The organism is Priestia iocasae (assembly GCF_016909075.1).
Lineage (GTDB): Bacteria > Bacillota > Bacilli > Bacillales > Bacillaceae_H > Priestia > Priestia iocasae.
Map to the genome: position 1 here is coordinate 458,879 of NZ_JAFBFC010000003.1, position 14,529 is coordinate 473,407.

Annotated in this window: 18 protein-coding genes; 8 read left to right on the forward strand and 10 right to left on the reverse strand. The window is 37.3% G+C overall.

Going from position 1 to position 14,529, the window contains the following annotated elements; translation table 11 throughout:
- Positions 1-37: 37 nt before the first annotated feature.
- The 5 genes from JOC83_RS10485 to JOC83_RS10505 form a co-directional block, all read right to left on the reverse strand.
- Positions 38-592 (reverse strand): SLOG family protein, encoded by a 555-nt coding sequence (locus tag JOC83_RS10485; RefSeq protein WP_205186884.1) that lies wholly within the window; start codon positions 590-592, stop codon positions 38-40.
- Positions 593-653: 61 nt separating this feature from the next.
- The gene (locus tag JOC83_RS10490) at positions 654-1,121 is read right to left on the reverse strand and encodes a spore coat protein (protein ID WP_239583455.1); all 468 of its coding nucleotides are present in this window, start codon (positions 1,119-1,121) and stop codon (positions 654-656) included.
- Positions 1,122-1,221: 100 nt separating this feature from the next.
- Positions 1,222-1,398, reverse strand: a complete 177-nt coding sequence (locus tag JOC83_RS10495; RefSeq protein ID WP_205186888.1) for a hypothetical protein — start codon at positions 1,396-1,398, stop codon at positions 1,222-1,224.
- 157 nt (positions 1,399-1,555) lie between these two features.
- Complete coding sequence (locus tag JOC83_RS10500; RefSeq protein WP_205186890.1) at positions 1,556-2,824, reverse strand: ribonuclease H-like domain-containing protein; 1,269 nt, start codon at positions 2,822-2,824, stop codon at positions 1,556-1,558.
- A complete protein-coding gene (locus JOC83_RS10505) occupies positions 2,808-5,102 on the reverse strand; it encodes a DEAD/DEAH box helicase (protein ID WP_205186891.1) in 2,295 nt (764 codons plus the stop codon). Before JOC83_RS10505 ends, JOC83_RS10500 begins: the two co-directional genes overlap by 17 nt.
- 116 nt (positions 5,103-5,218) lie before the next feature.
- On the opposite strand from JOC83_RS10505, the gene JOC83_RS10510 reads away from it, so the two are divergent.
- Positions 5,219-5,470 carry a DNA alkylation repair protein gene (locus JOC83_RS10510; protein WP_205186893.1) on the forward strand — a complete coding sequence of 84 codons (252 nt, stop codon included), beginning with the start codon at positions 5,219-5,221 and terminating at the stop codon, positions 5,468-5,470.
- 143 nt (positions 5,471-5,613) lie between these two features.
- Here JOC83_RS10510 and JOC83_RS10515 read toward each other — a convergent pair whose 3' ends face one another.
- Both JOC83_RS10515 and JOC83_RS10520 read right to left on the reverse strand, forming a co-directional pair.
- Complete coding sequence (locus tag JOC83_RS10515; RefSeq protein WP_205186894.1) at positions 5,614-6,171, reverse strand: restriction endonuclease subunit S; 558 nt, start codon at positions 6,169-6,171, stop codon at positions 5,614-5,616.
- Entirely contained in the window at positions 6,158-7,585 is a 1,428-nt protein-coding gene (locus tag JOC83_RS10520; RefSeq protein ID WP_205186895.1) for a class I SAM-dependent DNA methyltransferase, read from the reverse strand. The genes JOC83_RS10515 and JOC83_RS10520 overlap by 14 nt, the downstream gene beginning before the upstream one ends.
- A gap of 191 nt (positions 7,586-7,776) precedes the next feature.
- Here JOC83_RS10520 and JOC83_RS10525 point away from each other — a divergent pair, with 191 nt between their 5' ends.
- The 6 genes from JOC83_RS10525 to JOC83_RS10550 all read left to right on the forward strand — a co-directional run bounded on the left by JOC83_RS10525 (position 7,777) and on the right by JOC83_RS10550 (position 11,552).
- Positions 7,777-8,139, forward strand: coding sequence for a hypothetical protein (locus JOC83_RS10525; RefSeq protein WP_205186896.1), 363 nt, complete (start codon positions 7,777-7,779; stop codon positions 8,137-8,139).
- Between the two features lie 2 nt (positions 8,140-8,141).
- On the forward strand, positions 8,142-8,417 hold the full coding sequence (locus JOC83_RS10530; protein WP_205186897.1) for a DUF5344 family protein: 276 nt from the start codon (positions 8,142-8,144) through the stop codon (positions 8,415-8,417).
- Between the two features lie 14 nt (positions 8,418-8,431).
- Positions 8,432-9,745, forward strand: coding sequence for an LXG domain-containing protein (locus tag JOC83_RS10535; RefSeq protein ID WP_205186898.1), 1,314 nt, complete (start codon positions 8,432-8,434; stop codon positions 9,743-9,745).
- A 40-nt stretch (positions 9,746-9,785) separates the two neighbouring features.
- Entirely contained in the window at positions 9,786-10,493 is a 708-nt protein-coding gene (locus JOC83_RS10540) for a hypothetical protein (protein WP_205186899.1), read from the forward strand.
- 2 nt (positions 10,494-10,495) lie between these two features.
- A complete protein-coding gene (locus tag JOC83_RS10545) occupies positions 10,496-10,780 on the forward strand; it encodes a DUF4176 domain-containing protein (protein ID WP_205186900.1) in 285 nt (94 codons plus the stop codon).
- 64 nt (positions 10,781-10,844) lie between these two features.
- Positions 10,845-11,552, forward strand: a complete 708-nt coding sequence (locus JOC83_RS10550) for a hypothetical protein (RefSeq protein WP_205186902.1) — start codon at positions 10,845-10,847, stop codon at positions 11,550-11,552.
- A gap of 177 nt (positions 11,553-11,729) precedes the next feature.
- On the opposite strand, the gene JOC83_RS10555 is transcribed toward JOC83_RS10550, so the two are convergent.
- Positions 11,730-12,512, reverse strand: a complete 783-nt coding sequence (locus JOC83_RS10555; RefSeq protein ID WP_205186904.1) for an SDR family oxidoreductase — start codon at positions 12,510-12,512, stop codon at positions 11,730-11,732.
- 188 nt (positions 12,513-12,700) lie between these two features.
- Between JOC83_RS10555 and JOC83_RS10560 the strand changes: the two genes are divergently transcribed.
- Positions 12,701-13,000: a DUF6509 family protein gene (locus tag JOC83_RS10560; protein WP_205186906.1), complete on the forward strand. Its 300-nt coding sequence runs from the start codon at positions 12,701-12,703 to the stop codon at positions 12,998-13,000.
- A 48-nt stretch (positions 13,001-13,048) separates the two neighbouring features.
- Here JOC83_RS10560 and kynB read toward each other — a convergent pair whose 3' ends face one another.
- The gene (gene kynB, locus JOC83_RS10565) at positions 13,049-13,672 is read right to left on the reverse strand and encodes an arylformamidase (protein ID WP_205186913.1); all 624 of its coding nucleotides are present in this window, start codon (positions 13,670-13,672) and stop codon (positions 13,049-13,051) included.
- Between the two features lie 15 nt (positions 13,673-13,687).
- A complete protein-coding gene (kynA, locus tag JOC83_RS10570) occupies positions 13,688-14,527 on the reverse strand; it encodes a tryptophan 2,3-dioxygenase (RefSeq protein ID WP_205186921.1) in 840 nt (279 codons plus the stop codon).
- Positions 14,528-14,529: the final 2 nt, after the last annotated feature.

Here is a 14,529-nt window from a genome sequence, read left to right on the forward strand (position 1 = left end):
CAATTTTTCTTTTTAATGTTCGTTCGACAAATTCCCATTAATAAGATGAATGTTGTTCATCTTCTACAATATCTTGTAGGTCATATGATGTAACCGTGTAGATTTGATAATCTGTTCGATCTTTTTTTTGCTGTGCTGCCTCGAACATATATTGTGGGCTTCCTTCATGCTCTTCATCATATATGATAAGCAATCCGTCACTTTTTGCAACTATAAATTGATTTTTCACCCGAAATTGAGCTGGATTTTCATATTTTTTCTTTGTAATACTATCAACAAAATCAGCTTGACTAATAATAAATTCATACCATTCTTGGTTTGTTTCATTCCACTTTTCTTCTTGCTCTAGAAAAGGAGTTAACACTGCCAATTTCAAATCAGGATATTCAAGTTGCAAATCAAGCACGACTTCTGCCGCCCATAATTCTACACCTAGCTGTCCACTTATTATTACCCATTCTAGACCTTCTTCAATCAACGGTTGTAATCTTTTATGTATCGCCTTTTTAATGTATGTAATTCCTACATGCTTTTGGTCAAAAATCCCAAGTTCATAAGGCTTATAACCAGTAATTGCTAGCACTTTTACCATGCTCCCAACTCCTTATAAAAAGATAATAGGAACTGATATTTATCAGTTCCTATTAGGGCTATTATCTACAATATCCTTTTCCTGGATACCCACCTGGCATTTGTTGTGCACCTGCTACTTGACCTGGAAACGGAGCATTAGCACCAGGCATCATTCCTGGCATTTGCTGTGCGCCTGCTACTTGACCTGGCATACCTCCTGGCATCATACCCGGCATCATTCCTGGCATTTGCTGCGCGCCTGCTACTTGACCTGGCATACCTCCAGGCATCATACCCGGCATCATTCCTGGCATTTGTTGTGCACCTGCTACTTGACCTGGACCACCAATAAATTGTTGGCTTGTTTCTTCGTTAACAGTAGACTGTGTTTGTGGGAAATAGTGTACATGTTTAAAGTTTGTTTGATTTACAAAAGTTGTGTGTGATGGATGAATATGTGGTACCACCACATCTTGAGCACTAAATTGTGTATTACATTTAGTTGGATGAACAATTGGTGGACAACATTTTGTTGGTCTGCAATACATATGCATTCTCCTTTTCATATAGTTAGTTATTACACTAATACAATATGTAAGGAGATGTGTACATGTACTGATTCAAATACCTATTTTTACGAGTACGTGTTCACATAAATGTGTAGTACGTGTTTTTAATGCTACTTAATACAATAACTGTTAAGCAAATTACTGCGAAAAATGAAAATAAAATGACATTTTTCATACGGCTCTCTCTCCACTTCACCATTTTTACTTTTCGCTCATCCGGTTTTGCATATTCTACATGCTCGCTCACTATGACCATGTAAAAAAATACGCTTTCATCCCTTGATTGAGTTTTTGTCATTACAGTGAAATATTGTATCAATGACTGAAAAATAGAACAATAAAAAAATGAAGAAAAAAGAGAAATTTAATAATTGGTAATATTCCGTCATAATTGTCACAGGAAAATAGGTCTATTATTTGTTGTTTTTCTTATTTTCTAACCGCTTGATTCGCTTTTCAAACGCTACTTTTTCTTTCTCATTATAAACTTTTACTAATTGATTTTTTTCTTTCCACCATTGATATGCTTGTTTTGTATACTGAAGTGCTTTGTCAAATTGCTTATAGCGATGTTCATATGCTTTCGCTAATTCAATCGCTGCTTCTCTCTTGATCTTTTCACGACCAACTTTATAGACAACTCCCCATTGTTCAATCGCTTTTTCCCATTGTTGACCACGCTTATATTGTAGAGCAAGTGCCATCTTTGCTTTATCATGCTCTTCTTGTTCTTTTATGGAAACATCCTCATATAGAGGAAGTGCGACTTTCTTTTCACCAAGTTGATCGTACCACCGTGCCACTTCATATGTTTCTTTTATACTAAGTGAGGCACCTTGTAGAAGCTGGTTTGAAAGATGAATATACAATGTAATCAATGATAAAATATCATGTTCGTTATGCTTCATCACTTCAAACACACCTTGTGGATCTTTCCGCTCAACGTAATCAAAATAAATCATTGGCGCTAAATATCCAGGAATATCACCTTGTCGTTTTATCTCTAAAACCTCTTCTTCAACCTTCGTTAATTTGACAGAATCTAATTTATGCTTCCATAGTCTTCTCGCTGGATGCAGAAGGTCAAAGTGCTCTAATCGTGGTAACGGAGGTAACTCGTTTCGTAATAATGTATGTCGTGTCTTTACTTGAGGCCAGTCAAACGACTTACCGTTATAAACAATTGATGTTGTAAACTGATTAATATCTCTTAAAAAGAAATAATACAGCGCTGTTTCCGCACTTGGTGAAGGCAAAAAGTATTGCTTCACTTTTACTTCATCACCTAAAATATGCGCATATCCTAATAAAAAAATGGTTGTGCCTGTTCCGCCGCTTAAACCCGTTGTTTCTGTATCAAAAAAGAAAAGCTCTGATACTTGTTTTTGCTTTAAAGACAAAGGATGCTGTACGTCCACTTGTGACCAAACGTTTGCCACTATATTTAAATGCGCAAATGGGTATAGACCATGATGCTGTGATAATGGGTAAGTGATTTCTCGAATAAAGATATATTCGCCTTGAAAAAAGAATGGCTTTGCACCAAATTCAAGCCATTTCTCAACAAATGGAATATCTGAAGAAGACGGCTCAATAATTGTCTCTTCTTTTTTTTCTTGTTTATCTACGTCTTCACGTACTATATGTTTGCGTAACTGCTTTAATTTATTTTTCATCGCCATTGCTGTTCACCTTGCGTAATGACTTTAATAATTGAATCGCATCTGCCTTTGAAGTGTCACCACTTGCTTCTGTTCCGACACACGATGGACAACCATCTTCACAGATACAAGTTGTAATTAGCTTGTATACCTCATCCAAAATACTACTCATTTGTTCATACACTTTGTCGCTGAGTCCAATACCTCCTGGATAACGATCATATAAAAAGATGGTGGGCTCTTCATTGTGAATTGCTTTTACTTGTGGAACGACATGTAAATCAGACGGATCACACATCACTCGTAATGGTGCAATTGATTGAAGAGCGTTGGCTACTGCAATTAACGCTTGTTCTAACCGCTCTTCTGTCATACTTTCCATCTTACTTCGTGAAAAACTAAGCCAAACAGCGTTTGTGTGAAGCTCTTCTTCTGGTAAATGGATAGGACCTGAACCAATGTTTTCGTGTGTTTCAAATTTGATTTTTTTAAAAATCGTCGCCATCGCCGTGACCATCACATCACCATAACCAATATCGTATTCAAGCTCTTGTTTCTCTTTATCTGCTTCTAACACTTTTAAGTTTACTGCTAAATTGGCATCGGTAAAATAATCCACATCCACTTCACGCACGTATGCCTTTTTCTCATCCCAATCAAGATATTCGACCTGGTACTGAATGCCTTGGTGTAAATAAATCGCTTCATCATGAAGTAACGTCATTGCACTAAAGCGATCCATTTCTCCAATGACTTTTACATTCGCTACATCCGACTGATCAATAATAATCACATTTTCTTGAGAAGCAGATCGGAGGCTAATGTTGTGAGCAGGAAACGAATCACTCATCCAATACCACTTTTCACCACTCATATGAAGAACGCGTTCTTCCGTTAAAAATTCGAGCACCTCCTCAATGTCAACACCATCAAACGTCTCTCCTTGCTTAAAAGGCAATTCATACGATGCACATTTCAAATGATCGACTAAAATCACTAAATTGTTAGGGTTAATGCGCGCCGTTTCTGGATTTCGACTAAAGAAATAGTCAGGATGTTGAATCATATATTGATCAAGGGGACTTGAGCTTGCTACCATTACAATAACCGCCTCACCATGCCGTCTTCCTGCACGTCCTGCCTGCTGCCACGCACTTGCCACAGTCCCTGGATAGCCAGTCATAATGCATACTTGTAGCTGGCCAATATCAACGCCTAGCTCTAGCGCATTTGTACTAACTACTCCATAAATATCACCTGTTCGCAACCCTTTTTCAATTTCACGACGCTGCTGTGGCAAATAACCACCTCGATAACCTCGAATAGACTTTGCTTGTAGCTCGTTTTTCACAAGTTCTTGTAGGTACGTTAAAATGATTTCAACACGGACTCTACTCCGTGCAAATACGATAGTTTGAATTTTATTTTTAAGAAACTCACTTGCTAAATTTCGCACCTCTAATGTCGCACTTCTTCGGATATTCAACGGTTTATTAACGATAGGCGGATTATAAAAAACAAAATGCTTTTTACCCGCTGGCGCTCCATTATTATCAACTAATACTACCTTTTCTCCCGTTAATTCCTCGGCAAGCTCTTTTGGGTTTGCAATAGTGGCCGATGTACAAATAAACGTTGGTTCGCTTCCATAGTAGCGGCAAATCCTTTTTAAACGTCGAATTACATTTGCTACATGGCTGCCAAATACTCCTCGATACGTATGTAGTTCATCAATGACAATGTACTTTAAGTTTTCAAACAGCGACACCCACTTTGTGTGATGTGGCAAAATAGCTGAATGAAGCATGTCTGGATTTGTCATGACAACGTGACCAGCTTTTCGCACTTTTTGACGAATGTTTGCTGGGGTATCTCCATCATACGTGTAACTGTTAATCGCTACGCCCATTTCATCAATGATTTCATTTAGTTCACTCTTTTGATCTTGCGCTAGTGCTTTTGTCGGAAATAAATAGAGTGCACGTGACTGCTCATTTTCAATAATGCTTTGTAGCACCGGTAAGTTATAGCAAAGCGTTTTACCTGACGCTGTTGGTGTAACAGCGACGAAACTTTGTCTCGTATAAGCTAATTCAAATGCTGTTTGTTGATGTGTATAAAGAGAAGCAATGCCTCTTTTTTCAAGCGCTTTTTTTAACTTTTCATGAATAAAAGAAGGAAAAGGTGCTGTTTTTGCTTCCTTCTCATCAATGGTATGCCAATGAACAATGTTATCTCGGTACTGTTCTTGTTCGTTTAGTATGTTTATCACTTCTTGTAAGCTTTTTCTTACTTTCATCTTCATCACCTACTTCCTATTTTAACGAAGAACGGCTCATTTCACTAGAACCTCCTCTTACTTATTAGCATGTTTTTTGCATAATTGGATACTGTAACAACTAGGAGGTGTAGTGAATGGCAAACCCGTATTTATGCCCCAGCTGCAAAACAAATCGCACACGCTTTAACGTCATTGAACAAAAAGCAACATCTGTAAAAATTGATCCGAAGACCGGTGATGTAACAGATACGTATACAAACGATAGCCTTGATCCTTTTCATACGCCATACCGTGGACCAGAGCGTCGCATTCAATGTGCAGCGTGTGGATTAATTGAAGATGAACAAATGTTTGTGAAACATGCAGAACATCATCGCTTATCTTAAAGAGAAGTAAGAAATCCGCCTTAACTGCTCTTGCAAGGAGCGAAACATCTTCGGCGAATGATTACTAAACATCAGGGGCAAAGGATGCTGCGAGCTCTACTAAACAGACACTCTTTTCCCCTTTTAACGCAGCGCCTTTGTCACTAATTAAACGCTTCCTCTACAATCACTTTTTTCATTTCACAAATGATACTTTTCTGCCTATCTACTTCCTTTAACATCCTGGCTATTTTATTTAGTTTGTTTATTGTTTCAGCTTGCTCCTCTATCTCTGGAAGCTGTAATGTCACATTCAGAAATTGGTCCTCATTTAAATATTTTCGATTAGTTGTCCCTACACTCGCATATTCACACATATTGATAAAACGATCCGTATTTACAAAATGATTAAACCAATGAATATTCACTTTTTTACTATTCACATTATAAGTCCAAAAATTCCCTGTTATAATGGCGTCTTCTAATTCTTTCGTCACAATGCCAAATGCTCCGTATCTTGCATCAATCTTTGAAAGTAAAAATTGGTTTTCTTTTATACGAAACTGTCGCTTCGTTCCAATCTGTTTGCCGATTTTCTGATCTCTTAAAAAGACACCTTGTCCCTTTGTTTTTACTGTGACACGTTTGTACATGACATCATCTTCAACGAGTACTAAATCTTTTACTTTCATCAACAAATCACCTACTTTAACCGTTCTCATCGTTTTTTTCCTCCCTTAGCTCCGCCATTAAGGTATGTACACGATGCATCGACTGTTCAAGTTCAGTGACTAACTCAGTCATTTTATAGGTAACAACTTGAGGGTTCAATTGCTTAGGATGTTTGAAATCTAAGTTATAGCTTCGGTAAAAGATGTCCTGAACATTTACCTTCCAAGCATGCTCATTCTCTCTTCGATTACTCCACCATTCTGCTTCAATTTGAAAATCTGAATGATGTAATGGCTTTGTTTTTGAATAACTTTTTCTTCCGGCTGGCAATGGGTGTTGAAAGTACCAAACATCGGTTGTTGGGCACGTGTTATCAAAGAATAAAATATTGGTGGGGATATCTGTATATGGTTCAAACACACCTTTTGGAAGTCGAACAATCGTGTGAAGGTTGAATTCCTCAATGAGCTTCTTTTTTATGTAGACCTTTGCTTTGTCACTACCAAACAAAAAGTGATCTGGTAACACAACTGCTCCTTTGCCGTTCTCTTTTAGACGGCGCATAATTAATACCATAAATAAATCGACTGTTTCAGATGATTGAAAGGAAGGTGGAAACTGTTCTTTAATTGTCTCGTTTTCAACTCCACCATAAGGAGGGTTCATTAAGATAACATCGAATTTCTCAGCTCTAGGCTCATTGACAACATTGGCTCCTAATGAATTACAACGTATAATTTGCGGAGAATCAATGTTATGCAGCATAAGGTTTGTTACCGCTAACAAATAAGGGAACGGCTTTTTCTCAATGCCAAACACATATGGTGGTATCTCTCCTTTTTTACTTTGTACATACGTTAAAGCAGAGGTTAAAAAACCACCCGTTCCACATGCAAAATCAGCGATGGTATCCGACGCTTTTGGATTAATCATCTGCACAATAAAATCCGTCACAGCCCGAGGCGTATAAAATTCACCAGCGTTACCTGCCGATTGTAAATCTTTGACGATGAGCTCATACATGTCATTAAAAAGATGTCGTTCATTATGTACGGTAAAGTCAATTTCATTTAAAATGTTGAGAACCTCTCGTAGCAACACCCCACTGCGCATATGATTATGAGTATCTACAAAAACCTCTTTCACAATCCTTTTTCGTTGCTCAGTCGATTCGTTAACTTCAAGCGCTTTCAAAGTGGGAAACAAATGCTCATTGACGAAGTCTAGTAAACGATCTTCTGTTAACCATTCTCTTCCTTTATGAGTAAGAGCCCAGCTTCTCCATCTGCATTCTTCAGGAATGATAGATTGAAATTGTTCATCCTGTGCTTCCCACATCAACTCTTTTGCATCATATATTTTTAGAAATAGCATCCATACTAATTGAGAGATTCGCTGTGCATCGCCATCCACCCCTGCATCTTGACGCATCATAGTCTGCATTCTTCTTAAAGCTAGCTCCATCCTCACTTTCTCCCCCCTTGCTTCTCCTATCATTCATCTCTATCTATCTACCTATTATAGAATGAATTCAAAATCTCCTTTAGGCTTATTTTACCATTTTTTACAATCGCATAAAAAAAGAAAAGTCACGTATGGTAAAATCTTGATGATTGGTTATTAAGACTTATTTTATATAAATGAGGTGTTACACTGTGTTTGATTCTTCACTCTCAACACTTTATTCAACGCTACAGCTAAAACAGGAACATCTGTCTCGTCTTTCAAAGGCAAACTATGAATTAGAACATATTTATGATGAATTCTATATGAATGTTGATTATTGTACAAACCCCAACCTTCCACCAAACTTATGGAATGGCAAAACAGCTAAAAGATTTGATACAGATCGAGATACCGAGATAAGAGCCAATTATGATCAAATCATGAATGTTCAGCTTACTGCGACTATCAATTTGTTAAAAGCTGAAATTAGTAGTTTAAAAGCAGATATTGTTCATCTACATGAACGTATACAACGAGCTGAAGAAGAACAAATGAAGAAAAAGGAAGAATAATGATGAGTAAACAAATCAAAGTAAACAATAGTGAAGTCGAAAAAGCATTAAGTAACTTACGAGCTTCTGTCGATAATCTTACATATCACACAAACGCTACAACAATTGATTCGAATTTAGAAGTGTTGAATAAGCTCAGTGAATTGAATCAAAGTTTAGTAGAGTTATCTAAACGATACACGACCCTGTTAACAGCTAGTATTGATGTGACTCAAACATCTATAACCTCACTAAAAGAGGCAGACCATACTATTTCTTCTTCAATAAAGTCACCTTAAGGAAGGGATTATAAATGAAAGTATTAAAGGTTAGAGAGTTAACCACAAACCTTAATGACTCAATGAAAGCTATTCACTCTTATCAAACTCAACTGGATAACGTGATTACGAATGTAAATGAATTTCTTTCTTTGGAAGATGCCTTTCAAGGAAAAGGAGCCGATGCACTAAAATCGTTCTTTCAAGAATGTCATGTACCTTTTTTAACTTATTATAATGAGTTTCTCATCACGTTCTATCAAACGTTAAAAAGCATTGAAGAAGCCTATCCGGCTGTAGAACCCGAAAACGATGGCGTTATTCACACTCATTACCTTGAGACAGAGTTACAACAAGATTTAACCAAGATTCAAAACATTACGGTGGAATTAACCGATGCTGCGAATGATACCATTAGCAAAATTAGTGACATCGTTCACTTATCACCGCTTAAAGATCGTGCTGTGTTAAAAGGAATCGAGCATGCGCGAAAAAATATAAAAGAGACCGTAGAAGATGTTGAACAATTTGACGCAGAACAAAGCAAAGAACTACAAAACTTACAAACAACCGTAAGCGTCTTAACGAACTATGTAAAACAATGTGAAGACATGATTGTAATGAACAGTGCGATAACTAACTCAGCTGTCAAGCAATTCAAGAAAACAGAAGCTTATCAGACTTTTAAGGACGAGCAGTCTAAATACCCTCTGCCGTTCATGTCAGAGCCGCGTGTCACAATGGATTGGAAAGCACCAGTTTCCTCTTTCGGTAATGGATTTGGCACGGTGACAGATGGAGCAGCTTTACTTAGTACCTCTTTTAAGGTCGTAAGAAACGGCACGACAATTAGTAAAGTTGGCGATCATCATGTTGTTAAAAGTGGGGAGTCTCTTGGTATAAAGAGTGCAAAATATCATGAAAACTATATAAAATCTCAAGTCAAACTTGGCAATAACCTTAAAGTGGCGGAGTACGTCAGTCCTGTTGGTGCTGTAAAGTCCACCTTAAAAGGAAAAATCGGATGGCTTGGAATTGGAGTTACGACTGTTGAAAACATAAATAGCAATGTTCAATCAAACGCGTCCACATCTAAAATAGTTGGTGATGCAGCGGTGGATGTTGGGTTAGGGGCCGTTTCTTTAGCTGGTGGGGCATTTGTAGTTGGGCTTGCAGGAGCTTTTAGCGCTCCTATAGTTGCAGCTGCAGCAGTTGGATTCCTCGCTTCCGTGTCTGCAACATATGCATTTGAAGGAATAAGATTTGGTAAAAGTGAAACAACCGTTTCTGATACTTTAAAAGAGAATGTTGAGAAAAGTTTTGATAGTTTAAAAGAATTACTTAAATAACCTAAATTGAAAATTCTATTGCTAACAAGAGAGGTTTGACATGTTAAAAATAAACAAAGATTTGAAACCTAAACAATTACCTATACACATATTAGCGCAACTACAACCATTACCAGTTAGCCAAATTAAAACGTTAGTCTTTGGTGCAGCTATTTTCCTTTTAGACTTACTTATTATCGTACCTTTACTTGCTCCACCTATTAAACTATTCCTATATCTTACCTTACCTTTATTAGCCTTTATAAGCTTGTGGGCTTTGAGATTACTTGTAAAAAATCCTATTCACACAGAAATGGAATCCATTTTATTTACAGGATGGTTAGGCGTAATTGGGGCATTTTGTTACTTTATGCTAGGGTTAAAATACTCCTACATGCTTGGCATTACATCACCCATTTATTATATTTTTTCTATTTTACTATTTATTGGAGCGAATTATTTATTTATTCGCCGCCAACTAAACCGATACGCTACACTTGAGCCCGAAGAAAGTAAGCAAACGCCTGCTTGGCATTATCAACTAGCTTCTGTCTCTGTTCCTGCTGGTTATATGGTTACTCACTACTTAATGGGGTTATCAAATCAACTCGTACTGTCAGTTATGATGATGGTATACCTGATGTTGTCGACCTTTTATATGTTCTTAATGGCCAAATACTTTCACAAATATTTCTTTATTAAAACTAACCGTCATCTCGTCATTCTTTCTAACGAAAACAGAAAAAAGAAACAGGCTAAGGAGGTGTAGTAATGGACCATCTACTTCCAAATGGCTCTATTCTACTATTACATGGTGGAAATAAAAAACTAATGATTCACGGAAGAAAGCAACTACTCGTTACGAACGAAGAAAACGAGCATCAGATGTATGATTATGTTGGCGTTCCTTATCCTGAAGGATACATTTCTCCTGAATACACGTACGTGTTTAATCACAACGATATTGCCAAAGTTATTTTTACAGGGTTTGTGAATGAAGAAGAAGTAGAATTCAAAGCATTTCTCACAGCAAATGAAACGAGCCAAGAATCTTAAGCGTCTTGGCTCATTTGTTAAATAATCCCACAATATAACACACTAGTCTAAAACGAGGACATATATGCTAAAAATAAATCCTAAAATTGAAGGAAAAGAGTTACCTTCGCACATACTTAATCAACTACAACCATTGCCTACCAATCAAGTACGTTATTTAATTTTCGGCTTAACTTTTTTACTATTAGACTTTATTATCTTATTACCTTTATTAGTGCCACCGATTCAATTATTTATCTATTTGACTTTACCATTTATTGTACTCATTAACTTGTGGGCACTTCGATTATTCATAAAGAAACCTGAAAATACAGAAATAGAATTCACATTATTTATAGGATGGCTCGGAGTTGTAGGATCTTTTTGTTATTTTATGTTAGCTCTAAAATACTCTTATATGCTTACGATTACATCGCCCATTTATTATATTTTTTCTATTCTACTATTTATTGGAGCGAATTATTTATTTATTCGTCGTCAACTAAACCGATACGCTACACTTGAGCCCGAAGAAAGTAAACAAACGCCTGCTTGGCATTATCAACTAGCTTCTATCTCTGTTCCTGCTGGCTATGTTGTGGCTCACTACCTAATGGGACTATCAAATCAATTTGTACTTTCCGTTATGATGATGATTTTCTTACTGTTTTCTGCTATTTACATATTTCTAATGGCCAAATACTTTCACAAATACTTCTTTATTAAAACTAACCGTCATCTCGTCACTCTTTCTAACGAAAACAGAAAAAAGAAACACACTAAGGAGATGTAGTAAACGAACCATCTACTTCCAAATGGTACTATTATACTGTTACACATTGAAAATAAAAAACGAGTGATTCACGGAAGAAAGCAATGACTCGTTACGAATGAACACAACAATCATCAAATGCATGAAAAAAACCAGCCAAGAGGTGGAATCTTCTTGACTGGTTTCTTTCTGTTTTGCTTATTGCTCATACATAATCTTGCCTAACACATCTTTTCCACCCGTTATAGGTATCACATTTCCGGTCATAAAGTCAGATTTATCGTCACATAAGAACGCAATGACACGTGATAAATCTTCGCCAGTTCCGACGCGACCAACAGGTGTATGTGGCTCTGTGACAGATTGAGCCGATTCAATGTCGGCTTCTTTCCACTCCCCTGTAATATCGCCAGGAGATACCATATTAACCGTAATGCCATGCTTTGCTTCTTCTAATGAGAGTGTTTTCGTTAGTGAAACAAGGCCGACCTTTGCCGCAGCAAACGCTGATCGGTATACCCATCCTGTAGCGGTCTCTGCTCGATCAAAGCCAAAGTTTACAATGCGACCCCACCTTTGCTCTCTCATAATCGGAACAATAAGCTTACATAAATAAAACACCGCATTTAAGTTTCCATTGATTAAGTAATGCCATTCATCCACATCGTATTCAACCATTGATTTTCGTTCAAATACGTATGGGCCTGCATTGTTGATTAATAAATCAATGCGACCAAACTGCTCCTTCACTACTTCCACCATGCGCTCACAATCTGAGAATGATGAGATATCACCTTGAAGTGCTATGGCTGTAACACGATATTGCTTCTCTAAATAACGAGCTAATTCAAATGCTTGTTCTTCACTGCGCATATAATTAATCACAATATGAATCCCTTGCTTCGCAAGCTCAATCGCTGTTCGTTTTCCAATGCCTGTCGCACTACCAGTAATGAATGCTACTTTTTCATTTGCAATCATAGTCACATACTTCCTTATCCGATTTAGTTCGACTTTTCTGTTCCTATTATACTACCTTTTCAAAAAGATAATAAAGTAAAAGGCGGTTATCAATGTGTTCGAGATTTCCTCTTCACTTTCCTTTGAAATGACGAAAAAATGTGTATAATAAGGAATGAAATCTTTGTTAAACATGAAAGGTGCTGCGTATGCTAACAATTACAGAATATACAGTTGAACAAATTAAAGATCCATTTAACATTTTATCTGGCGATCGTTATGAATTCTTGCTTTATTTAGATGTACCTGAAGACGATGAATTACATACAGACAAAGGACTTGCTTTGAAGGTTCTTTACACAGTAGATGGTGACAAGCAGTTAATTTCAAACTACAACTTTGTAGAAACAGAAACAAATGAGTATCTTGACTTTGAATTAGAAGATGATGAAAAAGAAATGATTGAGGCATTTTGCCGTAACAACTTAAACGAAACTGAAGAAGAATAATTGCTATGTATACAAAAGGTGAAGTCATATAATCTGACTTCACCTTTTTTACTTCTGACGCAACACCGCTCGTACAGGACTTCCATCTCCCTCAACTAATGGCAAAGGCAATGCAGCTAGTTCATACATCCCCTCTTCTATTTCATCTAGTACAAGTCCTTCTAAGATGTGAATGCCATTTTCATGCAGGGCATGATGAGCAGCTAACTCTTTACTATCAAGCGCGTCTACAGATGGTAAGTCAAGACCGAGTAACCGAATTCCTTGCTTCGCTAGGTAAGGAACAAGCTCTGGGTCAACAGGTGGAATGGTGGCAGGAAAGGACGTTCGATCTGTCCACGCATCGGTCCGAATAAGCAACCGCGTCACTCCTTCTAGAGACAGATGAGCCAATTCCTTTAGCTCAATCCTTTTAGCATTCTTTACATGTACAACAAGTGCATCTCCTATATACAAATTCACATCTAAATCAATAACACACTGTCCTTCATCATCAAAATGAAACGGTGCATCAATATGCGTCCCTGTATGTGTACTCATATTTATTTGCCCTACATTCACGGATCCACTTTCTTCTTTACTCCAGCTCACTTGATAGGAAAAAGGAGTATCTCCTGGCCAAACCGGTATTTCATTAGTCAATTTTTGTGAGACGTCAATCCATCTATTCATTTACCTCATCTCCTTTTACAGCTTTGTACGTAAACTCCATAGCTCTGGAAAAAACTGATGCTCTACTATTTTTTTTAAATACGTAACGCCCGAGGAACCACCTGTCCCTGTTTTATGACCAATAATTCGTTCGACCGTCATCATATGATGATATCGCCATAGTTGTTGCTGACTACCAATATCAACTAGCTTCTCAGCTAATTCATACAAATCCCAGTACTTCTCCACATCTTGGTATACGGCTAGCCAAGCATTTTCTACACTTTTATTGGATTCATACTCCTTTGACCAATCTCTCATTAAGCAGCCTTCATCCACTAACAAACCCCTCATGTGAAGAGCTTGAATTGATGCATCATAAATACTAGGCTCTTGCAATGCCTGACTCAACGTGTGATGAAGATTGGGTTCATGCTGATAAACAGACAATGTATGACTGTTTTTATGCCCTAGTGCAAACTCAATTAAACGGTTTTGGTACGATTGAAAACCTGAGGAGTGACCTAGCTTGTCTCGAAATTCCATATATTCAGCGGGTGTGAGCGTGGACAATACGCTCCACGACTGAATTAATTGTTGTTGAATACGAGACACACGTGAAAGCATTTTAAATGCCTCTTCTAATTCATTTTGCTGAATACACCTCGTCGCTGCTGATAACTCATGTAAAATAAGCTTCATCCATAATTCACTTGTTTGATGAATAATAATGAACAACATTTCATCATGGTGATTAGATAACCGTTGTTGACTTGATAAAATTTGATCAAGCTGCAAATAATCTCCATAAGACATCGATTTCTTAAAATCTGTTTGAATGCCCTTTTCTAACGGCTGGCCGTCTTTCTCCTTCATTT